Genomic DNA, 24,704 nt, shown 5'->3' on the forward strand with positions numbered 1-24,704 from the left:
TTTCGATAGGACTCTATCATGCTATTTATGATGGTCTCTGTACTCCTGCGGCGTGACCCCAAACTGGCGTTTGAACACCTTGATAAAATAAGCAGGGTCCATATATCCAATCTCCATGCTGATTTCATATACTTTTTTGGTGGTCATTTTCAGCTTGTGACAGGCACGATCCATGCGCAGGCGCGAGATATAATCACTTATGCCTTCACCAGTTTCAATCTTATAAATCTTGGACAAATGGGTCGGATGCAGATTGACATGGTCGGCCAGTACACGGAGGGAAACATCCAGATGCAGGTTTTTATCCGTAAAATCCTGAATCTTCTTCACATACTCGGAACGTATGTCTTTGATTTCGTTGGACGTGCCTTCCTTGAGTTTGCCGAGCACACTAAGCGACCATTTTCGCAGTTTACTGATGGTGGAGAAAGCTTTCCCGCTCTGCAGCCACTCAATATCGCTACCCATTAAGGTAGCCAGAGTAAGCCTATTTCGGTGTGCGAGATTGGTGAAAGAAGCCGTAATTAAAAAACCTGCCTCCATACAATGCTCCCACGATTCCGACCATTTCTCATCCAGCTCCTCACAGACGGCTACTATTTTTTCTTCTGCGGCATCCCATTGCCCGCTTTCCAACAGATGAATGAAAGAGGGCGGAGTATACAGGACATCCAGGGGGCCCTGCGCTGCGGGCGTTTCCACGTCACTGACCCGCATCACGAATTCGCGCTCATCTCCGACAATTTGCCGGAAATAAGCCGAGGCCTGCCGAAAGCGGTCATATAGCTGTTTTGGAAACGGGAACCACTCGGTGATGACGATGGAGAGGGAACCCTTCAGGAACTGCTTGACCTTAGACTGAAGCTGCACAGAAAGCTTCTCCAGTATAGTTTCTTTTCCAATGTCGGTATCGTTCTCTTTAAGTTGAAGCAGAAACACCAGATATCCATGTTCCTCCTTCACACCCCAGACTTCCATAAACTCACCCATAATCTCTTCAGCCATATTGATGACTGCATATTCGATCAAGGTTTGATCGTTGTTGTCATAGTGCCTGAATTCTTCTTCCATACGTACAAGCATTAACGCGTAATCTCCAGCGTGGAAGGGCAGATCGTAATTCACAAGTTTCCGTTCCCATTCGCCGGCTGCGAATCGATGTCCCTGTAAGGCCTCAAGGAGCAGTCGACCACGTAAATGGGGCAGATTCTCCCGAAGGGTAAACTGGGTTCGTTTAAGTGAGCTTATGAGCTCCCATTCTGTGTTTAATTGATCAATGGCCTTTTGAACGGCGCCCATCAATTCATCGTCAGTCGGGGTTTCAGCAAGTAATCAACGGCCTCGTACTGGATGGCTTTTTTGGCGTAATCGAATTCGGAATATCCGGATAAAAGAATACACTTTATTTTTTTGTCACGGACTCTGATCCGTTCGATCAGTTCAATCCCTGTCATTTCGGGCATCTGAATATCCGAGATCACAATATCAATGGGGTGCGTATCGATAATTTGTAGTGCTTCATGTGCTGAGTAAGCTTTATGCACATGTTCAATCCCCAGCGTGTGCCAGGGTTTGGTCATGGAAAGGTTATCTACCCAGTGTGCTTCATCGTCTACGATGATCATCTGCATGTTATTTGTCTCCTTGATGGTTTGTATATATAAGTTGAACGAATGATTTTACACGGGACCACTGCGCGGTCAGAACCATCTTCCGATCGCTGTTATCCCAGATTTTTTGAATCCCTTACAAAAGGGGAAATCCGGGGATAAGCCTATGCTTCCGATGTAGCTTTCTTTCAGAAAGCTTTTAGGCGAACGCTTCACTTCTCCAGATCTGCCCTCTCCGTTATCGTGTAAATGTTTAGTTCAACTTATATCGTTATGATTTTCTTCCTCTGTTGGAATCTCCCAGATGATCTCTGTTCGGAATCCGCCGAGCGGGGACGGCTTGAAAATAAGGCATGACTGATTGCCGAATAGATGCATGATCCGCTGGTTCGTATTCCAAAGACCACAGCCCATTTCCTCCTGCAGCGGCTGCTGCATTTTACGATTCAGAGCTTCCAACTGATCCGGGCTCAGGCCGGGTCCGTCGTCATCAATGTAAATTTTGCAGAAACCGTCCGAGCTTTCCCCGCTAATTCGGATTTCACCAGATGAATACGACTTCGCTATGCCGTGAATGACCGAATTTTCCACAATCGGTTGAAGCATTAAACGTGGAACAGACTGGCTAAGCATATGCTCAGGGATATCGATGTGATATTCAATTCTCCCATTGCGCAGCTTTTGGATATCCAAATAGTTGACGAGCAGCTTGATTTCTTCCTTCAAAGAAGACGTTTCTCGTTCCACTCGGGTGGTATAGCGATAGTATGCACTTAAGTTATAAGCCATAGAGATGACCGCTTCTTCATCCTTCATCTGGGCCATATTGATGATATAGCCAAGGCAGTTATACAGAAAATGGGGATTGATCTGCGCCTGCAGCTGCTTCAGCGTAGCTTCCCGGGCTCTGATCTTTTCATGAAATACATTCTCGATGAGATCTTGAATTTGATGAGACATATCATTAAATCGATGAAACAGAAATGAGAACTCATTCTGATCCTTGCTATGCAGACGTACGGAGTAGTCTCCCCACTCCACACGCTGTAAGCCCTGAATCAGCTTTTTGATCGGATATTGAACGTTTCTGTACAGTAGTATGGAAGCGGAAATGCCCACAACAAATAGCAGAATCATAGAGATATAGAACAGGTTCCGACTGAGTGAAATGGGTTGCAGGATCTGATAGAGTGGGACCACATCTACTAAATGCCAATCCAAATATGAAGACTTTACAGAACTGACCAGATAGTTCTTCCCATTCAGCTTCACGACATCCTGTGTAGTGTCCTCCGAAGAGTGAGTATCCAGATAACGAATGAGTTCTTCAGATAGCTGCTTGTCTGCACTGCGGTTCAGAATGGGCGAATTCCCTTTGTGATAAAAGAAGGGATCGCCTTGTCCACCTTTCTTGTACGTATCCAGCATGTTCTGAATGTTCTCATAACTGAAGCTGGCTTCAATCACCAGGTTGCTTCCCGTCAACATCCCCGGCTGGGCCAAGGAATCGGTAAAGAACCAGTAAAAAGATTGAAGCTCCTCTTGAGATTCCGTACCATGATCACCATATGTCCATTGGCCACTCATATTTCTTTTTAGGTAATTCTCATCATAACCTGATGATCTGTTGTAGTTGGCGATGACATCTTGGTTCTGCTGTGAATACACAGCATATCGGGTGGGCCATATATCGGTGACCCCGGATTGAAGCATCATCTTTTCCTGAATGACATATCGGGTCTGCATCTGGTCATAAAGATCATCCCACATGTTCAAACCATTGAATGCTCTGACATTGGGATCTCTAGAGAGAATAAGACTGAAATCCATCATCTGATTAATGCGGGAATCGATCTGACTGGATAAAAACGTGAGCTGTTTGGTATTGGATATTTGCAGCTCTTTGCTTACGACATCGTAGGTGACATTGTTCGAGTAGGTATACATGATAATAATGGGGATGAACAAAACCACGATTAAGCCGTTTATTTTGGCAAACAGACTAAACCGGGATCGAGCCGTTCCTTGGAATAATATAAAGCGCTTCCATATATTCATAAAAGCCTCCTTCATATATATAAAAGTCTCCTTCAATCGATATCCTAACAAAACCATATCCGGCCTAACAATGTTATATAGTCAGACCTGAGGATTGCCTGATACTATTTATAGCAGAGATCCCCATTACACACAAAAACTTTTTGGGAACAGGAGAGCGCTATGGAGGCTAATATGGAGGCTAACCGGGTGCCACAGGCAAACATTGGGAGCAAGCCGAATAGAAGAAAAAAGAAAGTCTATAAACAACCATGGATTCTCCACTTGATGGTGTTGCCGGCGGCGATTATGGTTTTTATTTTTTCGTATATTCCGATGTCCGGAGTTCTTATGGCATTTCAAGACTATAAACCTGCACTCGGTTTTTTTAATTCTGAATGGGTCGGACTGAAGCATTTCAGGTACATGTGGGAGAATGATTATTTCCTGCAAATTACGTGGAATACGCTGTTTTTTGCCTGTTCCAAAATGGTAATGAACCTGATTATTCCGTTTATCTTCGCCTTATTGTTGAATGAGGTCAGGAAGATGGCCCTTAAAAGAACCATTCAAAGGCTCGTGTATCTTCCGCACTTTTTGTCTTGGGTTACGCTATCAGGCATTCTGATCGATATTCTGGCCCAGACAGGGATCATCAATCAATTCCTTTCCTCTGTATTCGGCATCAAGCCGATTTTCTTCCTGGGGGATGGCAACTGGTTCCGCTTTACGATCATTGCAAGTGATGTCTGGAAGGAGTTTGGCTTCAACACGATCATTTTCCTGGCGGCACTGTCCGGTATTAATCCGTCACTCTATGAAGCGGCTGAAGTGGATGGGGCGGGGCGCTGGAAGCAGACGATGTATATTACCATCCCGGCGCTTATTCCGATTGGGATCGTGATCGCAACCCTGGCACTAGGCAATGTGCTCAATGCAAACTTCGATCAGATCTTTAACTTATATAGTCCATTAATCTATCAGCAAGCGGATATCATCGATACCTTTGTGTACAGGGAAGGTCTGCTTAGTGGGCAGTTCAGCTTCGCTACCGCCGTGAATTTATTTAAATCGGTTATTAGCTTAATCCTGATCGTGATCTCATACCGACTGGCATACCGATTCGCGGGGTACAGAATTTTCTAGAAAGGATGACGAGCCGATGTACCATAAAACGATTCCATATCGAGTATTCAGCATATTCAATAATGTGTTCCTGACCATCCTTTCGCTGCTCTGCTTGCTGCCTTTATATCACTTGCTCATGGTATCTCTTAGCGCATCCGCACCTGCCAATGCCGGACTGGTTACGTTCTGGCCGATTGGCTTTACGCTTGAAGCCTATGCGAAGACGTTTGATAATGCCAATTTCCTCTCCTCCTTGTGGGTGTCTGTGAAGCGGACGGTACTTGGAACGGGACTTGCGTTAGTGGTAAATACGATTGCAGCGTATGCGCTTTCCAAGGAGACGCGAGTCTTCCGTGCACGCAATATCTACCTTTGGTATTTTGTCATCACCATGTTATTCAGCGGTGGTCTCATTCCGGGCTACATTCTGATTCTGAAGCTTGGACTGATGAATACATTGCTGGCATTGATTCTGCCTGGATTGGTTGCGGTATTTAACATTATTCTGCTGCTTAATTTCTTCCGTACCGTACCCAAGGATCTGGAGGAAGCCGCTTTTATTGATGGGGCAGGGCATTTGCAGACTTTTATCAAAATATATTTGCCCGTCTCCATACCCGTCATTGCCACGGTTTCCCTATTCATGATGGTCGGACATTGGAACTCTTATTTTGACGGGATGATCTATATTCGAGATTCAGAAAAGCTTCCGCTGGCGACATTTATGCAGACGATTATCGTTCAGGCCGACATGTCCAAGCTCGACCCGGAAGCCGTCGCCAATCTGTCCCAGCGAACCATTCGGGCCTCGCAAATCTTTATCAGTGCACTGCCGATCCTGCTCGTGTATCCGTTTCTGCAACGTTATTTTGTGACCGGGATCGTGGTCGGGGCGGTAAAAGAATAATAAATCTACCTATTGAAATAGGGTTTGAAAAGGGAGTTACTGAACTAGTCCGAGACTAGGCCATGTAACTTCTTTTTTAACGTAGAGGTGGGGGAGAGTAAAAACTCAACGCTTAATTTAGTAGTAGTTATAACACAGCGCTATAAGCATGTCAGCACGAAAAATATCCAGCGTATTCAGAGCCTGCTGGATCACATGGATATGGAAGCTTGAGCACTCTGCTTAATATTCCTTTTTCACCAATTTTTTCTTCGCAAGTGGAACTGAGTGCGTTATCATATATGTAGTTCAGATACTAACTTGAAGATGCAGTATTTACGAAGTACATAGATTAGATGTTAGTTGAAATACACGCAATGATGAAATGAGGGAATGAGATGCCAGAATATTCTCAAATCCAAACCTATATAAAGTGCGATCAAAGTAATATAAAAGAGATCATGCTTGACTTTATAATCGCATTAAATAACTGTGGGATTAAAGACGCTGATAAGTAATGAGCAAACTGCCATCTTGTATCATTATCAGCGTTAGGTGAAATCATAGCTATGAATATATCAATTGAATATTATCCTGGGGGCAAATATGAAAACATATATTTACTTTGTTAGACATAGTGAATCATCCAAATCGGAAGGAAATGAAAGAACTCGAGGATTAACTAAAAAAGGAAAGTTTGATTCCCATAGAATAACCGAACTGCTGAAGGATGAAGGAATTAGTGTATTTATTTCAAGTCCATATATTCGAGCAATCCTAACAATTGAAGAGTTGGCACAACAAAGTGATAAAGAGATTTTAGTGTTTGAAGATCTTAAAGAACTTGTATTTTCAAGAGAGGATACGATTATTCCAGACAAAGAAGTATACTCACTCGTAAGCAAGATGTTTAAAGACCCTTATTATAAGGAACCTTTTGGTGAGTCCATAAATGACTGTCAAAGACGATCTGTAACAAGATTAAAAGAAATAATAATGAACTACAAGGGGCAGAAGATAGCAATAGGAACACATGGGTTGGTCATGATATTAATGATGAGATACTTCGATGATCAATACGGGTATGAGTTCTTAATGAAAACCTCAAAACCAGATGTATATAGAATGGAGTTCAATGATGAAGAATTAATAGATACTCAAAGAATATATAAAGAAGTGAATTGTGGGTGAATTCGAGAAAGGCTGTGATATCATATAACATTGCATTCAACGCTGCGGGCCGAGACAAGCTCGACCCTTGGTCCGGAAGAGGCATTTCAGGGGAGTGGATAATCCACCGGACACATTCAACCGGCTAAGTGGCAGAGCCACCCGGACCTGCGGTCCTTAAGCCGCTTGGACGTCGTGAACACAGAAACGTTATAGGAAATCAGCAACATTATAAAAATACATTATAAGTTATTGATCATTTATTACAAAGATGCCTTTCAGCTATCGGACGGTTGAGTTAAAGAACGGGTAGAACTTTGTTTTCTCTTTTTATAGAATTCATATAAAACAAGTGATTGATAATGTAGGAGGCGGTACCATTGAAAACAATTCAAAAGATGTTTGAGCATTTAAATTGGGCTAATCAAAGCATTCTAGAAGTATTTCAAAATGTAGAGATTGGGGAGCAGCAGTTAAGTTTATTTACTCATATTCTATATGCTGAACAAATATGGTTAACTAGATTAAAAGGAATGGACAGTTCACAAATGCCTATCTGGTCGGATGGTGATATAACAGTCTGTGCAAAACTTATTAAACAAAATGAAGAAAACTTCAAAACATTTCTCGCTGAAATAGCAAAAACTGACCTGGATAACTTAATAACATACACAAATAGTAGTGGTAAAGAGTTTATGATTTCTATACGAGATATTTTAACTCACGTAGCACTTCATGGTCAGTATCATCGAGGACAGATTAACTCGCGACTTCGAGTAGATGGTATTGATCCAGTTAACATTGATTATATTACTTTTGTAAGATAGATGTATCAGATTAAGTAACCCCTTGCTGAAGAACTGTTCTAATTGTTTGCTTGTTGAACTCATGGATAACGTTGCTACGTAAACTTGTAAAATACAATTCAGATATTACGCATTGTTGTTACGCTAACGAGACACGATATTTAAAAATAACTAAAGTTGGGGAATACAAAGAAGACGCTGACATCCTATAACATTAATTTCTGCTTCGTCGCTACCTTTCCTTGGTCGCCAAGTGGGTTTTCGGAGAAGCTTATTCAGACGATCATTCAAACGGCTAAGTCTGACGACCCGATGCTACGCACCTTAAGCCGCTTGAACGTAAGAAATGTGCAACATTATACGACAGAATCAAAAGAAAAAAGAGCCAATAGGCTCTCAATCTAAAGATAAATCTAATTCGTTATGTAGATGAAGAGCATCTTTAAAACCTTGCAAATAGATTTCACGCTCTAAAATAGTTTGAACAGAAAGGTCTGCGTCATCAAAAAGGAATAGAGTCTTTTGTATATCCTCTGATAGTAGTTCATGTAACTGCTTGAAGTAAAGATTCCGTTCGGATGAGAACTGGTCGTAGCTGGAGTTGTTTTTGATAAGCTCGCCATATAAAGATTCAATTCGATTACGAATCAGTGAATCGAGTAAGACTTCTAAAGAATTATGCATAATTGAACACCATCCAATGGATTTAATTTTGCGAATAAAAGTTTAACTTATTGAATATAATTTTATCACGAACATATAAGTCAATACATGTTGAAAATGTTTTTGATAAAGAAAATATAATTTCATATAATTAAAGAAAATTCACTTCATGTGTGAAAGGAATATCAGATGATTAGTTACAAACCTTTTCAAAAATTATTGATCGACAGGGAAATTAAGAAGCAGGATTTACTGAAAATGACGGGGATTTCGTCTGCTACAATGGCGAAGCTCAATACGAATGAATATGTGTCATTAGAAGTAATTGATAAATTATGTACGGCTTTAGGTTGTCAACCAGGAGATTTATTGGAACACATAGCAGAGCAATGACAGATTAGGATCAAGGAAGAATTTTGGTTGATCGAAGAAGTGATTCTGTCGTATAACATAATATTCAAGCTGCGCTCCTGACGGAGCTTAGTCTGCGGATGGATTTCGAAGAGGCATCTCAGCATACAACCCCTTTGGGGTTCATGAATACAGAAGCGTTATGCGAAACACTTGCATATATTTGAAGTTAACTCAAGGGGGATTTAAATGAGCAAGTATGACCAAGCAGCTATTGAAGCAGTAGAGCTAATTTATCAAGGAGCAACTAATTCACCAGTCGAAGCCTGGGATATTGCTACGTCTGAATTGTTTGGTAAAGGATCATGGGGGCAAAAGAAGGGGTGTCCAAAGAACGCTTTTCTGGGATTATGCGAAGAGGGATGTATTGAAGGGATTCCAAAAGGTCTTTATAACACAAGAAGAAAATCAAAAAACAAGGATTATGCAATTAAGGCTGTTAAATTAATAAAGGTACAACCAAATCTATTAGAAAACATTAAAGAACTATGGAACAAGGTTACTAATAATAGTGGAATATCACACAATCATCAAATGGATGTTGTAAAGGCACTCTCTAAGAAGAATTACATACAAGGATAATCCTCATGGTATTCTCAGGGATGGCAATTGCAACGCATAACATAATATTCAAGCAGCGGCTCCGATGGAGCCTGGGTCTGCGGGAAGGATTTCGGAGAGGCACTTCAGCAGACAACCCTGACGGGTTCAGGAATCGTTAGAACATTAGGCGTAATTCCTAAAAAAATAATTAATGAACTGACTATAAGATCATTTCAATTAGGGGAAGATTCGTAATGATTATTAAACCAAATGACTTTAATGTGAAAGAACTAAAATATCGTATTAGATCTACAGCAGTTGAAGATGCAAAAAGCTTGTCTGAGCTACGATTACAAATTGATAGCGAGACAGAAAATATGGACAGAGAAAGTGGAGAAGAATTTATTGACGCCTCCGGATTTGAGGAGATAATTAAAACAGATCAAGCGAGTCCAAGGAACCTATTCTTAGTTGCTGAAATTGAAAATCGCATTGTTGGTTTTTCGCGGTGCGAAGGAACAAATTTAAAGCGACTATTGCATAAAGTGGAATTTGGAATATGCGTACTAAAAGAATTTTGGGGATATGGAATTGGAAAGAATCTATTAAGAGAGTCTATAATATGGGCTGATTCAGTTGGTATACAAAAAATGGTATTGAACGTGTTAGAGACAAATGAGAACGCAATAGAATTATATAAAAAACAAGGATTTGAAATTGAAGGAGTATTAAAACATGATAAGTTGCTTACTGATGGTAGACTATACAGTAGCATTGTAATGGGTAGATTTAAAGAAAAATAAAACAAATGTTAGCAATTCATAGGAGTCAGGAACTACGCATAACATAATATTCAAGCTGCGGCATATGTCAAAATCATAAAAAGAAGAATTAGGACGAATTTGTAGGAGGTAGAACACATGAAATGGCAAGAAGTTAGAGAACTGTTCCCTGACCAATTTGTTCTGGTTTCTATAATTAATTATCATGAGGAAGACAACAAAAAAATAGTAGATGAAGTTGCACCGATTCGCACAATATCAGAAGAAGATGCGAATAAAGAGTTTTTTCAAGTAAAGCCTGGGAACATAGTGTACCATACATCAAATCAAGACTTTGTGATTCACCTCCGCAGAGATACAGCATTCAAAATATAGAAATAGATGTAGGCATATTGCCTTAAGATACATAAAGGACTCCTCGGGTTGGATATTCTGAAACAACAAAATTTTATAATTGACTTGAAAACATTAGAATTACGTAAGTGAATTTTGAAAAAGAATAAATGAATTGAAATTAAGGATGTCGCCGAAATCATATAACAATGCATCTAAGCTGCGGGGCTTTTGCCCTTTGGTTATCAGGTGTCAAGCACAGAAGCATATTCAGATAACACACGATAGGGCCTAAGATAAGAGCTATCTAAGGTCGGGTCATGTCATAGATGCGGAAACGTTATATGCAATCGGGGCAAACCAATAGAACGTAGAAAAAAGTCAGCTTTGGAGTTCTGTAGAAGGTTGCAATTTCAAGAAATCATTCTCACTAAGCTCAAGTTGAGTTCTTGTTGATTTTCAAACAAAGCAAATAAACTGCCATGAGCTATAGTTGCTTGGGCAGTTTATTTGCTTTAGAACCTGTGTATCCGTTGAGAATGCCTATTCCTCTCCGGTAGCCACCGGATTTTCCTCATAGCTGATCCAGTCGCTCCAACTGCCCTCATATGTTATAACGTCTGATTATCATGACGCCTATGTTACAATAGGGTGACAAAGGAGGAGTCATTATTGAATAAACAAAAAATCGTGATTATTGGCGCAGGGATTGTCGGGGCTTCCGTGGCCTATCATCTGGCCAAACGAAATCAAGATGTAACAGTTATTGAACGACACCCCGCCGCGGCGCGTGAAGTCACGGAAAAATCTTTTGCATGGATACATACGACTCATAGGGTGGCTCCCGAATACTGGCATTTGTACGATGCAGCTTTGGAAGAATATCATGCGCTTCAGCAAGAGCTGTCCGAACTGAAAATTCATTGGCATGGAGCGCTGACTTGGGGCACTCCGCCCCTAAGGGAGCAACTCCACTTTCAAAAATTAAACCGGGAGCAGCTTGAGGCATTGGAGCCGAATCTGAAGGAATATCCAGATGAAGCGATGTTTGCCAGCGAAGAAGGTGCGGTAGACCCTATAGGGGTAACGGAGCTGTTGTTGAGCAAAGCGCAGGAGTACGGAGCAAAGGTTCAGTTCGGTACCAACGTTACACAGCTGCAGCAAGAAGATTCCCGCCTGGTCGGCGTCCATACGTCCAAGGGTTTTCTGGAGTCGGATGTCGTGGTATTGGCCGCAGGTACAGGCATACCCGAACTTTGCAACCCGTTAGGTTGTCCCGTGCCGGTAACGTCGTCGCCTTCCATTCTGATTCGGATGAAAACTGCGAATAAACTGATACGCACATTAATCTCAAATGCGCAATTTGAAGCGCGTCAACTGACGGATTATACGCTGCTGGCTGCGGAAGATTATATCGACGAGTCGGAGGAAAACGGACCAGAGGCGGTCGGTAAGCGAGCGTTCGACACGTTGCGTCGCAGTCTGAAGGACGGGAATCAACTGGAACTGGAAAGCATAAAGGTCGGGATGAGACCAATGCCTGAAGACGGCTATCCGATCGTGGGCTTCCAAGATCACATAAAGGGACTTTATCTGGCGGTGATGCATTCTGCGATTACGCTGGCGCCGCTGATTGCGCATCTGGCTGCAAGTGAAATAATCGATCGGGAATCAAGAAGTGAATTAGACCCTTGTCGACTCTCCCGATTTTAGGACCACTCGAGGGATGTTCTCGCTGTTTCTCGCGCGTGAGGTTGTGAATCAAGTGGAATCGCATGTACGTGAGGTGCTGTAGGACAATATACAGCTCCAGCATGACGATGGTGGTCGTCCGACCACGAGCAAAATCACAGTGTCTTTCAACTTTCAAAAGGTGGGGGCCAGAATGTAGAATACAAAGCTTCCCAAAATCAACATTACCGTTTTGTAAGTACGTTCACCCCCATTCGTTGACTCCGTGTTGACCTCGATACTCCTGAGCACAACGCAAAAGAGTACATCGCCACATGAGCGATGTACTCCAAATTACATACTATATACCTACTTAAGCCTTCTACTCTTCCCCAGTCGCAATAGAATTTTCACTGTAAGAAATCCAACCGCTCCTGCTAAAGATATAACTTAGGAAATCGCTTGGTGATGTATTCAGACTTTACATACTGCTATGCATCTTTCCGCTTTTACTCTTCCCCCACCACAATTGGATTCTCCTCATAAGAAATCCAATCGCTCCAGCTCCCCGGATATAACCGCACCTTACTAAATCCTGCCTCATTCAAGGCCAGAACATTCGGGCAGGCGGATACGCCTGATCCGCAATATACGATGATCTCAGCGTTCTGATCGAGGTCGGCAAAGTGCTGCTGCAACTGTTCCGAATTTTTAAATGTACCCTTTTCGTCCAAAACCCCTTTCCAAAAGAAATTCACCGCACCGGGGATATGCCCCGCTGCTTGATCTATGGGCTCTTCCAGTCCCAGGTAGCGCGGCCGCTCTCTGGAGTCGATCAATATAGGTGAAAAACCGATATAGGAGCCAATAGGAACAGAACCTTCGGATATACGTTGTACTTCTTCCATACTTGTGAGCATTTGTGGCTGAACGTTCGCTACAAAGGTTGAGGGAATACGAATCGGCTGGTCTGCTGTAATTGAGAACTTCGCTTCCTTCCAAGCATTGTAGCTTTCATCCAGCACATATACCTGCTCATGTCCCAAATAGCGCAGCAGCCACCAGAAGCGGGAAGCCATCATGCCGCCTTGATCATCGTAGGCGATGATGCGCGAAGAGGCGTTGATTCCGGCGCGACTCAGGCGCGCGGCAAGTGTGTCAGCATCCGGCAAAGGATGACGTCCACCATGTTCACCCAGAGGAGCCGTGAGGTCTTCCTCCAGGTCGAAGTGAACAGCCCCCGGAATATGATCCTCATTAAATTGAGCCCGTCCCGCTCCGGCTTGTCCGAGCAGAGAACGGCAGTCTGCGATGATGATATCTGGCTCATATAGTCGAGCTAACAGCCAGCGTTTGGATACAAGGGATTTCATAAGGGATTCCGCCTTTCCTTTTTATCATTAAGATCATTCAATTGAGTACCGTTCATGAAAATGGGGTAAATAAGTTAGGAGCCTGTCTTAAGGGGAAGCTCACTGGCAGGCAATTCACTTTGGTGGACAACTTGCTTCTTGAAATCTGTTCCGTATCGGATAAAAATCCATACCCCGAACAGAATGATGAAGCCTGCGCCAAATTGTAAGGCAGAAAGTTTTTCTCCTAGCAACACCCAGGCTAGCAAGGAAGAAATAACGGGCTCACCGAGTACTGCCATCGACACCGCTGTGGCGTTAATGTATTTGAGCAGCCAGTTAAACAGGTAATGGCCGAACAGCGTGGGCACAATGGCGAGCAACAGGAACAATCCCCATTCCCGTGGAGCATATCCGGTAAAAGGAATCGTGTTGATCACATTATACAGCGCAAGCGATGTGGCCGCGATGGCGAATACCCAAAAGTTATACACAAAGGCGCTCAAATGCTCGCGCAGATGCTTGCCCATCAGCATATGGATAGAGACGGCCACCATCCCCAGAAAAGATAAGGCATCTCCAAGCAGGGCTTGTCCCGAGGCATGAAAATCCCCGGCTCCGATCGCCAGCGAGCCAACAAAAGCCAGGCCCACTCCGATGAGCATAGCGCGGTTTGTGCCCGTGCGGAAAAACAAAAAAGAACCGAGCATGACAAGGATCGGCTCCAGTGTCATAATAACGGTAGAGCTTGCAACTGTGGTCAGTCGCAGCGAGCCCATCCAGAGCAAGAAGTGCAGCCCTAGTGCAATACCGGACCAGATGATTAGCATCCATTGCTTGCGAGTCAGGCTAAACAGCTCGGTGCGGTATTTCCAGACCAGAGGCAGCATGACCAGATTGGTCAGGTACAAGCGGTACATAGCGATGACGGACACCTCGGCTTCAGACCATCTTACGAAGATCGAGGAGAACGAAATAGCGATAATACCTACGATGTACAGTAGTTCAAAGGAAAATGACGGTTTGTGCGCTTGATTCATGTGACAGCTCCATCCAGTACGGAGGAAGAATAATACGTGTACGTTTCCTTCCTTCGGTATCTCGAAAATTAGGTTTAATACAGCCCATTATACCGTACCTGACATCTGCGTGGGATATAAAAAGCAGGAGCAGGGAGAAGGATTTTAAGTATGAAGCTGCGTAGAACTTTTGCCGCACAAACTCGTCTATCATAAGTGGAGGTGGATTTTATGAAAAAACGCAACACATTTTCAATCATACTGTTAACTGTAGTGTCAGTGCTGGCTCTGTCAGCCTGTGGAACGAAACCGCAAACCAATAATACCGCAACTCAAGGGGCAGACCAACCGCAGACGCAACAGCCACAAGTTAAACCAGAGCCAATCGCCGAGCCTGAGGTTAAAAAGGGAACGGGCGTATACAACGGAGCCGCTGACCCGCACACGGTTGAAATTGAAACCAATGGTGAAGCCCAGTCTTTCCAACTGGGTGACGGACTGAACACGGTGGTAGCCGGACTTGAGGAAGGCGATTCGGTCGCATTTGAATACAACGAAAAAGCAGTGGAAGGCGACGCGGTTGCCAAGCAACTGATTTTGACGAAAATTGAAAAAACAGAAACTGCAACAGACAGCACGCAAAACGGCAGCTCCGGTCAAGCAGTAGGCGGTGAACGCCCGAAAACTCAAGCTTTTGAGCTTGGGCTTGAAGGGAAAAAGGAAAAGCAGACCGCTACATTGGCTGAAGGAGGGGGATATTCACTGTATGTGTTTGACCCCATGTCCCTGTTTCCTGATCAAAACCGCGTAGCCTTGGCTGTAGATGATAACTATTACGCTGAAATTACGAAGCTGCCTTCCGATTTTAATCTGGACGAGCTTCAAAAGGAAGGCGAAAAGGATCTGTCTTCTATGGGTAAAGCGGTGAAAGTAGACAAAGCCAAAGTGCCTCAAGCGCTGACCAGCAGCCGTCTGTTCCTGCAAGCGAACGGTTCGAAGGTCACACGCCAATATATTGTTGTAGAAAATAAAACAGGCGGCTTCATCGTGAAGGTAAACATTCCTCAGGGCGAGCCTGCCGAGGGCTTCGAATCCTTCATTTATACATCGCTGGAGAGCCTGCAAGCCAACAAGTAACTCGAATCCGTAATTGCGAGACCTGCACTTTTGTGCTATAAAGGATGAGAGAATAAGATCATTCCGGCTTGCGAAGTCGTATGAAGCGATGAAGGAGTTGTTCGATTTACTATGTCCATCGAAATGAATACACAAGAAGTCATCAACGTGATTAAAAACAGTAAGAAAAAAACACCTGTTAAAGTATATGTAAAAGGGGCTTTGGCTTCCGCATCATTCGGCGAGAATGTTCAAGCTTTTATTTCCGGAGACAGCGGCGTTGTATTTGGCGATTGGGCCGACATCAAGCCTGTATTGGACAGCGTTAACGCTAAAGAAGAAGACTATGTGGTGGAAAACGACCGCCGCAATTCCGCAGTGCCTATGCTCGATCTGAAAGGCATCAATGCCCGCATCGAGCCAGGCGCGTATATTCGCGATATGGTTGGTATCGGTAATAACGCAGTCATTATGATGGGTGCAGTCATTAACATCGGTGTCACCATTGGTGAAGGCACAATGATTGATATGAATGCTGTACTGGGCGGTCGTGTTAAAGTAGGTAACATGTGTCACATCGGTGCAGGCGTAGTCCTTGCGGGTGTTATTGAGCCTCCATCTGCACAGCCTGTTGTGGTAGAAGACGATGTATTGATCGGTGCGAACGCCGTCGTATTGGAAGGCGTGCGAATCGGTAAAGGTGCAGTCGTTGCAGCCGGAGCTGTCGTAACCGAAGATGTACCTGAATACTCCGTAGTTGCCGGTACACCTGCACGTGTGATCAAACAGGTCGACGATAAGACCAAATCAAAAACTGAAATCTTGAAAGACCTGCGCGTTCTGTAAGATTGAAAAAAGAATTTTTAAATGCACAAAAGGTGAACGATTCCTTGTCAGTGGCATGATGCATTGACAGCACAATTTAGGGACGAAGCACAACGGACAAGGCTCGGCGGCTGCGCCGGGCTTTTGTCCTTTTGTTCTTTTGTCTGATAAACCTGATAAGTTAGGAAAAGGAGGCGGATCAGCGGAATGAGCACGGTCGATTATCTTTCTTTTGTTCAAATACGAAGGGATTTGCATCAAATTCCCGAGCCAGGTTTTGAGGAATTTAAAACACAGCAATATCTGCTGAATTATTTGGCAACGCTCCCTCAGGAGCATCTGGACATACGTACATGGCGTACTGGCGTACTGGTGTTGATTCATGGAACGGCTCCTGCACGTCGATATGGATATCGCTGCGATATGGATGGTTTGCCAATTGTGGAAGAGACGGGCTATGATTTCCGTTCGACCCATCCCGGCTACATGCATGCTTGCGGTCATGATTTACATATGACGATTGGATTGGGTATTGTTTCTCACTTTGCAAACCACCCGATCAAGGACGATCTGGTTGTGATATTTCAACCCGCCGAGGAAGGACCGGGCGGAGCGTTGCCGATGCGGGACAGCAGCGAGCTGGCAGACTGGATGCCAGATGAAATTGTGGCACTGCATGTTGCACCGGAGTATCCGGTGGGTACGATTGCAACTCGCCCCGGCATTTTGTTTGCGAATACATCAGAGCTGTTTATCGATCTGAAGGGTACAGGCGGACACGCGGCATATCCACACAAAGCGAATGATATGGTGGTGGCGGCCTGTCAGTTGGTTGGACAATTGCAAACGGTTGTAGCACGTAATGTGAACCCGCTGGATTCAGCAGTCATTACGATTGGCAAGGTCAGCGGCGGTACGAAGCAGAACATTATTGCTGAAACAGCTCGTTTGGAGGGTACGATCCGAACGTTGTCAGCCGATACGATGACACTGGTTAAATCACGGATTGAAGCGCTGGTGCGCGGTGTTGAAGCTGGGTTTGAATGCCATGCAGAAATTCATTATGGCTCAAATTATTTGCAAGTGTTCAATGAAGCCAAGGTGACAGAGGAATTTATGAACTGGGTCCGTGAACGGCAGGATGTACAGCTCATTGAATGTGCGGAAGCGATGACCGGAGAGGATTTTGGATATTTTCTGGAGCGAATTCCGGGGCTGATGTTCTGGCTTGGCGTTGATACGCCTTATGGTCTGCACCATGCCAAGCTGGAGCCTGCGGAGGAAGCCATTGGGATGGCAATTCGTGTATTGACAGACTATTTCACATGGAAATCCCAAGGTTAAATGATATAGTCTGAATAAATAGGTTTAATGAAGTGAATGAAATGGAATGAAGTCGAATGTTGAGGGAGGGTGTTATGGGAGAGCAAACCATCATCCGATTCGAACGGGTGACCAAGCAATATGACAACGATCCACCGGTGCTGGCTGATGTCAGCTTTGAGATTGAACGTGGCAAATTCTATACGCTGCTGGGGCCCTCCGGCTGCGGTAAAACGACAATTTTGCGTATGATTGCGGGTTTTGCAGAGCCGACGGAAGGCTCGATTTATTTGAATGACAAGCTGATTAATCGTGTTCCAGCCAACGAACGGCAGGTCAATACGGTTTTTCAGGACTATGCCTTATTTCCACATCTGAATGTGTTTGAAAATGTGGCTTTCGGTCTGAGAATCAAAAAGATGAACAAAAAGGCCATTCAGGAGAAGGTTGCGCAGGCATTATCCTTTGTCAATCTGGAGGGCTACGACGAACGGGAAATTTCTGAAATGTCCGGAGGCCAACGCCAGCGTGTTGCCATTGCACGGGCCATTGTCAATGAGCCGGACGTTCTGCTGCTGGATGAGCCGCTGTCTGCACTGGATTTAAAGCTGCGGACAGAAATGCAGTACATTTTGCGTGAAATGCAGCAGCGTCTTGGGATCACCTTTATTTTCGTTACGCATGATCAGGAGGAAGCGCTGGCGATGTCGGACGAAATTTTTGTTATGAACAAAGGGAAGATTGAGCAGAGCGGTACGCCGAATGATATTTATGATGAGCCGATCAATCGGTTTGTTGCGGATTTTATCGGGGAGTCCAATATTGTGCCAGGACGCATGATCGCGGATTATCAGGTGGAGTTTAATGGTCGGCAGTTTGAATGTGTCGATGGAGGATTACGCCCGAATGAACCGATTGAAATTGTGATTCGACCCGAGGATTTGGAGATTACAACCGTTACAGAGGGCAAACTGCGAGTAAAGGTGGATACCCAGTTGTTCCGCGGTGTTCACTATGAAATTAGCTGCTATGATGATTCCGGTCAAGAGTGGCTGGTGCATTCTACCAAAAAGGCGGAGCTGGGCAGTGAAATCGGTCTCCATTTTGACCCGGAAGCGATCCATGTGATGCGGTTCGGGGAAACAGAGGAAGAATTTGATCGCCGTCTGGAGGCCTATGAAGAGGTGGAGCAGCATGTCCGGTAATACGAGAGCAGCGTATCTGCTGCCTTACTATTTATGGATTGTGCTGTTCGTAGCAGCCCCGGTCGTGCTTGTGTTTTACTATTCGCTATTTGATGTGGACGGCCATTTCACGTTCAGCAACTATGCCCAATTTCTGACCCCTGTCTATTTGAGCATGACGCTGAGCTCATTTTGGTATGCGCTGTTGATTACGGTATTCTCGCTGTTAGTGGCTTATCCGGCGGCGTATTTGCTGACCCGAACCAAGCATAAGCAGCTGTGGCTGTTGCTTATTATTTTGCCGACGTGGATTAACTTACTGCTTAAAACATATGCTTTTATCGGGATTTTTGGTACGTATGGTCCGGTGAATGCTGTGTTGGGCTTGGTTGGACTGGGTGGTCAGCAATTATTGTTTACCAGCTCCAGCTTTGTGTTTGTATCGGTTTATATTTTTGTGCCGTTTATGATCTTGCCCATCTACAACGCGCTGGAAGGGCTGAACCCTTCACTGCTGGACGCCGCGCGTGATCTGGGCGCTTCCAAGTGGACGGCGTTTCGCCGGGTCATTTTCCCATTAACGCTATCAGGTGTGCGATCCGGGTGTATGGCGGTATTCATCCCGGCGCTGTCGCTGTTTATGATTACTCGTCTGATTGCGGGCAACCGCGTCATTACATTGGGAACGGCGATTGAGCAGCATTTTCTGGTCACACAGGATTGGGGTATGGGCTCTACGGTTGCGGTGTTCCTGATTTTGGCGATGGCAATCATTATGCTGATTACCTCGGGAACGAAACGGAGGGTGCGGCATGGCAAATAAAAACCGGTTCGGGAATATTTATTTGGTGCTCGTCTTTCTTGTGTTGTATGCGCCTATTCTGTACTTGATGTATTATTCGTTCAATAGCGGCGGGACGATGCACCAATTTGAAGGCTTTACGCTCCAATACTACAAAGAGGTGTTTGCTGACACCCGCTTGATTATCATTGTCATAAACACCTTGGTCATTGCATTGTTGTCCTCTGCGCTGGCTACGATTATTGGCATCATGGGAGCGCTGGCTATTCACCAGATGCAGAACCGTCGGGTCAAAAATACGTTGCTGTCGCTCAACAATGTGCTGATCGTGAACCCGGACGTCATTATTGGCGCATCCTTCCTCATTTTGTTCACGATGGTGGGGATCAAGCTGGGCTTTTACTCGGTGTTGCTGTCCCATATTGCATTTAGTGTGCCGATTGCTGTCATTATGATTTTGCCACGGCTTCAGGAAATGAGTCCATCGCTGGTGGATGCAGCCCGGGATTTGGGTGCCAGCCGGATGGATGTGCTGACCAAGGTCATTTTACCTTTTATCAAGCCGGGGATTTACGCGGGCTTCTTTATGGCGCTAACCTACTCGCTGGACGATTTTGCGGTGACCTTTTTTGTGACAGGCAGCGGCTATTCTACCTTATCAGTGGAAATTTACTCGCGTGCCCGCCAGGGGGTTTCCCTGTCTATCAATGCGCTGTCCACGCTCATTTTCCTGTTTACCGTGCTGTTGGTGGTGGGTTACTACTTTATTATGCGCAAGGCGAATCGGAATGGGAAAAAGGAGCCTGCGGCGGAAATGGGGGTACCTAGATGAAGTCGCTTGTGCGCGTGTTTCTGTCGATTTTTATCATCTCGTTCGGTCTGATGGGGTGGCGGCATGGCTGAACTCCAGTCAAGGCTATTCCGGTGGCAATACGCTGACGGTCTACAACTGGGGAGACTATATCGACCCTGAGCTGCTGGCAAGGTTCCAGAAGGAGACGGGGATTACCGTCATTTATCAGACGTTCGACTCCAATGAGGCGATGCTGACGAAAATTGAGCAGGGAGGAACATCGTTTGATGTAGCGGTTCCTTCGGAGTATGCTCTGGCTAAAATGAAGCAGGAGCACCTGTTGCTCCCGCTGGATCACAGCAAGCTGCCGAATTTGAAGCATGTGGATGCTCATTTTCTGAACCTTTCGTTTGACCCGAAAAACCAATACTCTGTGCCGTATTTTTGGGGTACGGTTGGGATTGTGTTCAACCCGGAGCTAACGAAGGGCATTGATTTTCATAGCTGGGATGGTCTGTGGAATCCAAAGTTGCGTAACAACCTCCTGCTGGTCGATGGTGCGAGGGAAGTCGTGGGTATGTCACTGAACAGCCTTCACTATTCCTTGAACGACACGAATGAGGCGCATTTGCAGCAAGCTTTAGCGAAGCTGGAGAAATTAGCGCCCAATGTCAAGGCCGTTGTCGGTGACGAGATTAAAATGCTGCTGGCAAACGAGGAAGCTGCTGCCGGGATTGTGTGGTCCGGCGATGCGTCCGAAATCATGGATGAGAACGACAAGCTGGATTACATCGTGCCGGATGAAGGCTCCAACCTGTGGTTTGATAACATGGTTATTCCGAAAACCGCCACCCATGTGGACGCGGCCCATAAGTTCATCAATTTCATGATGCAGCCCGATGTAGCCGCCCAAAATGCCGAGTTTGTAGGCTACTCCACACCTAACGCGGATGGAAAGAAGCTGTTGCCCGAGGATATATCCGGTGATGAGCGCTTCTATCCACCATCTGAAATTACGGATAAGCTGGAGGTCTACGACAACCTCGGCAAGCGGATGCTGGCTCATTACAATGAACTGTTCCTGCAATTCAAAATGCATTTAAAGTAAGAGAGTGGCGGGGGCGCGTGGATTCAGGTTTGAGCTTTAAAGGACGCTGCGGGGGCGGATGGTGCTTACCATCGCTGTTAAATTCCGATTTTTTGATTTGAAGTCTAAAGGTGAAAATCGGAATTTAAAGGCGAACGCTTCGCTTGTCCAGCACCATTCCGCCCCCTTCGCTGCGCCGTGCTTAAAGCTTGCACCCATGAATCCCTACGCCGATGGTGAGGGAGTAGTGTAAGAGCGAATAGGCCCTTGAACCACCTGTGCGGGTGGTTCAAGGGCCTATTTTGTTTACTCACCGTGCAAAAGCGGTGAGTATTGTTTTTAACCCTGCTGCTCCACACACGTTAGAGACTTGTGGGACTTTAAGGTGGGTGTAGCGAAGCGGGCCATTTGAATCTGAAGAAGCGGTAGCGTTCGCCTGAAAGCTTTCCTTCGGAAAGCTCGCTTCGGAAGCATATACTCAGGGGGATTCTTACCTCTAAATGTCTTACACAATCCAAGAATCCCCCTGCAACAGCGATCGGAAGATCAAATGGACCGCGTAGCGTCTCCCCCCACCTTAACTCCCCACAATTCCTTTAACAAACCTTTCTATTTTATCCAACCCCTGCTCCAGCACATCCTGTCCGTAAGCATAGGACAACCGAATGTACCCTTCGCCATAGGAGGAAAAGGCATCTCCGGGCACGACAGCCACCCCATGCTCTTCCAGCAGCTTCAGGGTGAAATCCATCGAGCTTAAGCCAAAATGGGCGATGGAAGGGAATAGATAAAAGGCTCCCTCGGGCTTTTCAAGTGGAATGCCCATGTCGGTTAGCCTTCCATGTACATAATCACGGCGCTTGCGGTATTCCTCGCGCATCGGAAGTGCATCGTCGACACCGACGGTCAAGGCTTCCAGTGCAGCATATTGGCTGATCGAGCTGGCGCAGGTCACGTTGTACTGATGAACCTTGACCATATGCTGTGTAATTGCAGCGGGTGCAAGCGTAAAACCAATCCGCCAGCCCGTCATGGAGTGCGATTTGGATAGGCCGTTGATGACGATGGTGCGTTCCCGCATGCCTGGAAGGGCAGCAATAGACACGTGTGACGCATCGTAAATCAGTTCGCTGTATATCTCATCTGAAATGATAAACAGATCACGGTCTCTCAGCAAATCTGCGACGGCTTCCAGCTCTTCGCGGCTCATCACTCGTCCGGTTGGGTTTGAAGGATATCCGAGGATGACGGCTTTCGTCCGTTCGGTCAAATAAGGCTCCAGTATCTCAGCAGTCAGCTTAAAGCCGCTTTTGCGGGTATCAGCCAGCACGGGCACCCCACCTGACAAGCGAATCAAAGGCTCGTATCCTGGGTAGATGGGCACAGGCAAAATGACCTCGTCACCGGGTGACAAAATGGTACGCAGGGCAATATCCAGCGCTTCGCTGGCTCCGTTCGTTACGATAACCTCATCCTGTCCACGGTAATTCAGTCCGTATTTATGGGCTACAAACGCCGCGGCCGCTTCCCGTAGCTCGGGCAGTCCCGGGTTTGGCGTATAGGACGTGCGTCCTTCGTTAATCGCCCGGTGGGCAGCCTCCATAATATGCGAAGGGGTAGGGAAATCCGGCAGTCCGATCGTTAAAGACAGGGTTCCGGGCAATGCGGCCACTTTATTGGCAATCTTGCGGATGCCGCTGATTTGAATGTTTTTAACCTGATCGTTAAGCAAGTGCTCCATAGCGTATGTGCCACCTTTTTCTGTATTAGAACAAGTTTACAATAATTTGATCAGATTATGCTACGGCAGGAGCCATTCATTTTACATAATTCAGGTACTGGTTTGACTATTTTATGGTATGTTTAAACTTGGAATATATTTTGTAAGCGTGATCATAGCTAAAATTGGGAGGAGCGCGTCTTTTGATGAAACAAGAATACATAGCAGTAACGTTACCCAGGAAGTTAAAAAGGTTTGGGATCGCATGGCTTAGTGCGGCACTGGTGCTGTCGGGTGGAGGGCCGGGGTTACTGTCCGATGGAAAAGCTTCAGCAGAGCCTGCATCTTTAGTAGAAACGGGGGTACAATCATCACCCACGACTGTAGCAGCCAGTGTATATGCAGATGTCTATGTGCCGGATAAGCTCCGTATCCATGATATACAGGGAGCAGCTCATCGCTCACCTTATGAGGGGAAAAAGGTAACGGATGTTGAAGGAATAGTGACGATGGTGAAGGGAAGCAGCTTCTTTATCCAGGAGGCGGACGATAAGGTGGATCAGGATGAAAAAACATCCGAGGCCATTTTAGTGTACAAGCCTGGCAGCGGTGTGCAGGTTGGGGATGAGGTATGGGCAAGCGGCTCTGTGAAGGAATATACAGAAAGAACCTACGCCAGCAAGCCGGTAGACCTGACGACCACGGAAATTGTAGCTTCTTCGGTTTCGGTGGTTGCCAAGGACCGTCCACTGCCGTCTCCGATTTTGCTTGGAAAAGAGGGGCGTGTGATGCCGACATCTGTTGTGGATAATGACGGAATGACGGTGTTCGATCCGCAGGAGGATGGTTTGGACTATTTTGAAAGTCTGGAGGCCATGCGTGTTGAGTTGAGAGATGCGCGTGTAATCGGTCCTTATGGTTATGAAATCCCGGTCAGGATTGATAACGGGACGGACACAGGCGAGGTATTGACTGAAGCAGGGGGATTGATGCTGACTGAAGCAAGTTTGAATCCGCAGCGGATTTTGATCGACGCCAAGCCCGCGGTTCCGTTGAAAACAGGAGATCGTTTTGCGGGTCCCATCACGGGAATTGTGAGCTATAGCTTTAGTAATTTCAAGCTGTTGCCTGAGCGTCTGCCGGATATTGTGTCAGGGGCTTTCCAGCCAGCCAACACACGTCTGGTGCAGGATGATCATAAGCTGACGGTCGCTTCCTTTAACGTGGAAAATTTCGATCCCGGTGACGGAAAACGGATTGAACAGCTCGGACAGGCCATCGCCGTGAATTTGAATCACCCGGATATCGTAGGGCTGTTGGAGGTTCAGGACAATAACGGTGAGAAGGATGACGGCACCACAGATGCCTCAGAAAGCTTTCGGGTGCTGATTGAGGCGATTCGTGCTCATGGGGGCCGGAGTATACTTTTACAGATATAGCACC

Annotated in this window: 23 protein-coding genes and 1 pseudogene; 17 read left to right on the plus strand and 7 right to left on the minus strand. The window is 45.6% G+C overall.

The features are described 5' to 3' along the window. Positions 1–21: 21 nt before the first annotated feature. The 3 genes from ASL14_RS21160 to ASL14_RS21165 form a co-directional block, all read right to left on the minus strand. The gene (locus tag ASL14_RS21160) at positions 22–1,299 is read right to left on the minus strand and encodes a helix-turn-helix transcriptional regulator (protein ID WP_223264081.1); all 1,278 of its coding nucleotides are present in this window, start codon (positions 1,297–1,299) and stop codon (positions 22–24) included. Then, a complete protein-coding gene (locus ASL14_RS28375) occupies positions 1,299–1,631 on the minus strand; it encodes a response regulator (protein ID WP_223264082.1) in 333 nt (110 codons plus the stop codon). Before ASL14_RS28375 ends, ASL14_RS21160 begins: the two co-directional genes overlap by 1 nt. 237 nt (positions 1,632–1,868) lie before the next feature. After that, positions 1,869–3,668, minus strand: coding sequence for a cache domain-containing sensor histidine kinase (locus ASL14_RS21165; RefSeq protein ID WP_134913341.1), 1,800 nt, complete (start codon positions 3,666–3,668; stop codon positions 1,869–1,871). A gap of 174 nt (positions 3,669–3,842) precedes the next feature. Between ASL14_RS21165 and ASL14_RS21170 the strand changes: the two genes are divergently transcribed. The 4 genes from ASL14_RS21170 (at position 3,843) to ASL14_RS21185 (ending at position 7,658) form a co-directional block, all read left to right on the plus strand. Next, entirely contained in the window at positions 3,843–4,793 is a 951-nt protein-coding gene (locus tag ASL14_RS21170; protein ID WP_134914601.1) for an ABC transporter permease, read from the plus strand. 16 nt (positions 4,794–4,809) lie between these two features. Next, positions 4,810–5,682: a carbohydrate ABC transporter permease gene (locus ASL14_RS21175; protein WP_134913342.1), complete on the plus strand. Its 873-nt coding sequence runs from the start codon at positions 4,810–4,812 to the stop codon at positions 5,680–5,682. Positions 5,683–6,267: 585 nt separating this feature from the next. Then, positions 6,268–6,852 carry a histidine phosphatase family protein gene (locus tag ASL14_RS21180; RefSeq protein ID WP_044649242.1) on the plus strand — a complete coding sequence of 195 codons (585 nt, stop codon included), beginning with the start codon at positions 6,268–6,270 and terminating at the stop codon, positions 6,850–6,852. Positions 6,853–7,211: 359 nt separating this feature from the next. Then, positions 7,212–7,658, plus strand: a complete 447-nt coding sequence (locus tag ASL14_RS21185; protein ID WP_134913343.1) for a DinB family protein — start codon at positions 7,212–7,214, stop codon at positions 7,656–7,658. Positions 7,659–8,033: 375 nt separating this feature from the next. On the opposite strand, the gene ASL14_RS21190 is transcribed toward ASL14_RS21185, so the two are convergent. Further along, on the minus strand, positions 8,034–8,321 hold the full coding sequence (locus tag ASL14_RS21190; protein WP_134913344.1) for a hypothetical protein: 288 nt from the start codon (positions 8,319–8,321) through the stop codon (positions 8,034–8,036). 168 nt (positions 8,322–8,489) lie between these two features. Between ASL14_RS21190 and ASL14_RS21195 the strand changes: the two genes are divergently transcribed. The 5 genes from ASL14_RS21195 (at position 8,490) to ASL14_RS21215 (ending at position 12,082) form a co-directional block, all read left to right on the plus strand. Continuing rightward, positions 8,490–8,693, plus strand: coding sequence for a helix-turn-helix domain-containing protein (locus tag ASL14_RS21195; protein ID WP_019686344.1), 204 nt, complete (start codon positions 8,490–8,492; stop codon positions 8,691–8,693). Between the two features lie 207 nt (positions 8,694–8,900). Beyond that, positions 8,901–9,293 carry a DUF6979 family protein gene (locus ASL14_RS21200; RefSeq protein ID WP_134913345.1) on the plus strand — a complete coding sequence of 131 codons (393 nt, stop codon included), beginning with the start codon at positions 8,901–8,903 and terminating at the stop codon, positions 9,291–9,293. A gap of 215 nt (positions 9,294–9,508) precedes the next feature. Further along, positions 9,509–10,057 (plus strand): GNAT family N-acetyltransferase, encoded by a 549-nt coding sequence (locus tag ASL14_RS21205; protein WP_134913346.1) that lies wholly within the window; start codon positions 9,509–9,511, stop codon positions 10,055–10,057. A gap of 117 nt (positions 10,058–10,174) precedes the next feature. Further along, on the plus strand, positions 10,175–10,411 hold the full coding sequence (locus ASL14_RS21210; RefSeq protein WP_134913347.1) for a hypothetical protein: 237 nt from the start codon (positions 10,175–10,177) through the stop codon (positions 10,409–10,411). Between the two features lie 630 nt (positions 10,412–11,041). Further along, on the plus strand, positions 11,042–12,082 hold the full coding sequence (locus ASL14_RS21215) for an NAD(P)/FAD-dependent oxidoreductase (RefSeq protein ID WP_134913348.1): 1,041 nt from the start codon (positions 11,042–11,044) through the stop codon (positions 12,080–12,082). Between the two features lie 467 nt (positions 12,083–12,549). On the opposite strand, the gene ASL14_RS21225 is transcribed toward ASL14_RS21215, so the two are convergent. Together ASL14_RS21225 and ASL14_RS21230 are read right to left on the minus strand one after the other, a co-directional pair. After that, positions 12,550–13,413 (minus strand): sulfurtransferase, encoded by an 864-nt coding sequence (locus ASL14_RS21225; protein WP_134913350.1) that lies wholly within the window; start codon positions 13,411–13,413, stop codon positions 12,550–12,552. Positions 13,414–13,487: 74 nt separating this feature from the next. Then, entirely contained in the window at positions 13,488–14,432 is a 945-nt protein-coding gene (locus ASL14_RS21230) for a DMT family transporter (protein ID WP_134913351.1), read from the minus strand. A 210-nt stretch (positions 14,433–14,642) separates the two neighbouring features. Between ASL14_RS21230 and ASL14_RS21235 the strand changes: the two genes are divergently transcribed. From ASL14_RS21235 to ASL14_RS21265, 7 genes and pseudogenes are all read left to right on the plus strand, one after another. Further along, entirely contained in the window at positions 14,643–15,548 is a 906-nt protein-coding gene (locus ASL14_RS21235; protein WP_134913352.1) for a hypothetical protein, read from the plus strand. Positions 15,549–15,659: 111 nt separating this feature from the next. Continuing rightward, positions 15,660–16,373 (plus strand): 2,3,4,5-tetrahydropyridine-2,6-dicarboxylate N-acetyltransferase, encoded by a 714-nt coding sequence (gene dapD / locus ASL14_RS21240; protein WP_134913353.1) that lies wholly within the window; start codon positions 15,660–15,662, stop codon positions 16,371–16,373. 186 nt (positions 16,374–16,559) lie between these two features. Then, positions 16,560–17,696, plus strand: coding sequence for an N-acetyldiaminopimelate deacetylase (locus ASL14_RS21245; RefSeq protein ID WP_134913354.1), 1,137 nt, complete (start codon positions 16,560–16,562; stop codon positions 17,694–17,696). A 74-nt stretch (positions 17,697–17,770) separates the two neighbouring features. Then, a complete protein-coding gene (locus tag ASL14_RS21250) occupies positions 17,771–18,880 on the plus strand; it encodes an ABC transporter ATP-binding protein (protein ID WP_044647358.1) in 1,110 nt (369 codons plus the stop codon). Continuing rightward, positions 18,870–19,682, plus strand: a complete 813-nt coding sequence (locus ASL14_RS21255) for an ABC transporter permease (RefSeq protein ID WP_044647357.1) — start codon at positions 18,870–18,872, stop codon at positions 19,680–19,682. Before ASL14_RS21250 ends, ASL14_RS21255 begins: the two co-directional genes overlap by 11 nt. Continuing rightward, positions 19,672–20,493: an ABC transporter permease gene (locus ASL14_RS21260; RefSeq protein WP_025685655.1), complete on the plus strand. Its 822-nt coding sequence runs from the start codon at positions 19,672–19,674 to the stop codon at positions 20,491–20,493. The genes ASL14_RS21255 and ASL14_RS21260 overlap by 11 nt, the downstream gene beginning before the upstream one ends. Beyond that, positions 20,490–21,562 (plus strand): annotated as a pseudogene (locus ASL14_RS21265) (ABC transporter substrate-binding protein). The gene ASL14_RS21260 and the pseudogene ASL14_RS21265 overlap by 4 nt, the downstream one beginning before the upstream one ends. Before the next feature lie 556 nt (positions 21,563–22,118). Here the strand turns inward: ASL14_RS21265 and ASL14_RS21270 are convergent. Continuing rightward, positions 22,119–23,282, minus strand: a complete 1,164-nt coding sequence (locus ASL14_RS21270) for an aminotransferase A (protein ID WP_134913355.1) — start codon at positions 23,280–23,282, stop codon at positions 22,119–22,121. A gap of 182 nt (positions 23,283–23,464) precedes the next feature. Between ASL14_RS21270 and ASL14_RS21275 the strand changes: the two genes are divergently transcribed. Further along, entirely contained in the window at positions 23,465–24,700 is a 1,236-nt protein-coding gene (locus tag ASL14_RS21275) for a hypothetical protein (RefSeq protein WP_134913356.1), read from the plus strand. Positions 24,701–24,704 lie beyond the last annotated feature (4 nt).

It is taken from the genome of Paenibacillus sp. IHB B 3084, from assembly GCF_001447315.1.
Classification (GTDB): Bacteria; Bacillota; Bacilli; order Paenibacillales; family Paenibacillaceae; genus Paenibacillus.

Bases quoted from the DNA above. Each gene is read 5' to 3' on its own strand.
- ASL14_RS21210 (WP_134913347.1), top strand. From the start codon at position 10,175: ATGAAATGGCAAGAAGTTAGAGAACTGTTCCCTGACCAATTTGTTCTG.
- ASL14_RS21165 (WP_134913341.1), bottom strand. From the start codon at position 3,668: ATGAATATATGGAAGCGCTTTATATTATTCCAAGGAACGGCTCGATCC.
- ASL14_RS21160 (WP_223264081.1), bottom strand. From the start codon at position 1,299: ATGGGCGCCGTTCAAAAGGCCATTGATCAATTAAACACAGAATGGGAG.
- ASL14_RS21175 (WP_134913342.1), top strand. From the start codon at position 4,810: ATGTACCATAAAACGATTCCATATCGAGTATTCAGCATATTCAATAAT.
- ASL14_RS21245 (WP_134913354.1), top strand. From the start codon at position 16,560: ATGAGCACGGTCGATTATCTTTCTTTTGTTCAAATACGAAGGGATTTG.
- ASL14_RS21255 (WP_044647357.1), top strand. From the start codon at position 18,870: ATGTCCGGTAATACGAGAGCAGCGTATCTGCTGCCTTACTATTTATGG.
- ASL14_RS21195 (WP_019686344.1), top strand. From the start codon at position 8,490: ATGATTAGTTACAAACCTTTTCAAAAATTATTGATCGACAGGGAAATT.
- ASL14_RS21170 (WP_134914601.1), top strand. From the start codon at position 3,843: ATGGAGGCTAACCGGGTGCCACAGGCAAACATTGGGAGCAAGCCGAAT.
- ASL14_RS21200 (WP_134913345.1), top strand. From the start codon at position 8,901: ATGAGCAAGTATGACCAAGCAGCTATTGAAGCAGTAGAGCTAATTTAT.
- ASL14_RS21260 (WP_025685655.1), top strand. From the start codon at position 19,672: ATGGCAAATAAAAACCGGTTCGGGAATATTTATTTGGTGCTCGTCTTT.
- ASL14_RS21230 (WP_134913351.1), bottom strand. From the start codon at position 14,432: ATGAATCAAGCGCACAAACCGTCATTTTCCTTTGAACTACTGTACATC.
- ASL14_RS21205 (WP_134913346.1), top strand. From the start codon at position 9,509: ATGATTATTAAACCAAATGACTTTAATGTGAAAGAACTAAAATATCGT.
- ASL14_RS21225 (WP_134913350.1), bottom strand. From the start codon at position 13,413: ATGAAATCCCTTGTATCCAAACGCTGGCTGTTAGCTCGACTATATGAG.
- ASL14_RS21235 (WP_134913352.1), top strand. From the start codon at position 14,643: ATGAAAAAACGCAACACATTTTCAATCATACTGTTAACTGTAGTGTCA.
- ASL14_RS21250 (WP_044647358.1), top strand. From the start codon at position 17,771: ATGGGAGAGCAAACCATCATCCGATTCGAACGGGTGACCAAGCAATAT.
- ASL14_RS21180 (WP_044649242.1), top strand. From the start codon at position 6,268: ATGAAAACATATATTTACTTTGTTAGACATAGTGAATCATCCAAATCG.
- ASL14_RS21190 (WP_134913344.1), bottom strand. From the start codon at position 8,321: ATGCATAATTCTTTAGAAGTCTTACTCGATTCACTGATTCGTAATCGA.
- ASL14_RS21270 (WP_134913355.1), bottom strand. From the start codon at position 23,282: ATGGAGCACTTGCTTAACGATCAGGTTAAAAACATTCAAATCAGCGGC.
- dapD (WP_134913353.1), top strand. From the start codon at position 15,660: ATGTCCATCGAAATGAATACACAAGAAGTCATCAACGTGATTAAAAAC.
- ASL14_RS28375 (WP_223264082.1), bottom strand. From the start codon at position 1,631: ATGCAGATGATCATCGTAGACGATGAAGCACACTGGGTAGATAACCTT.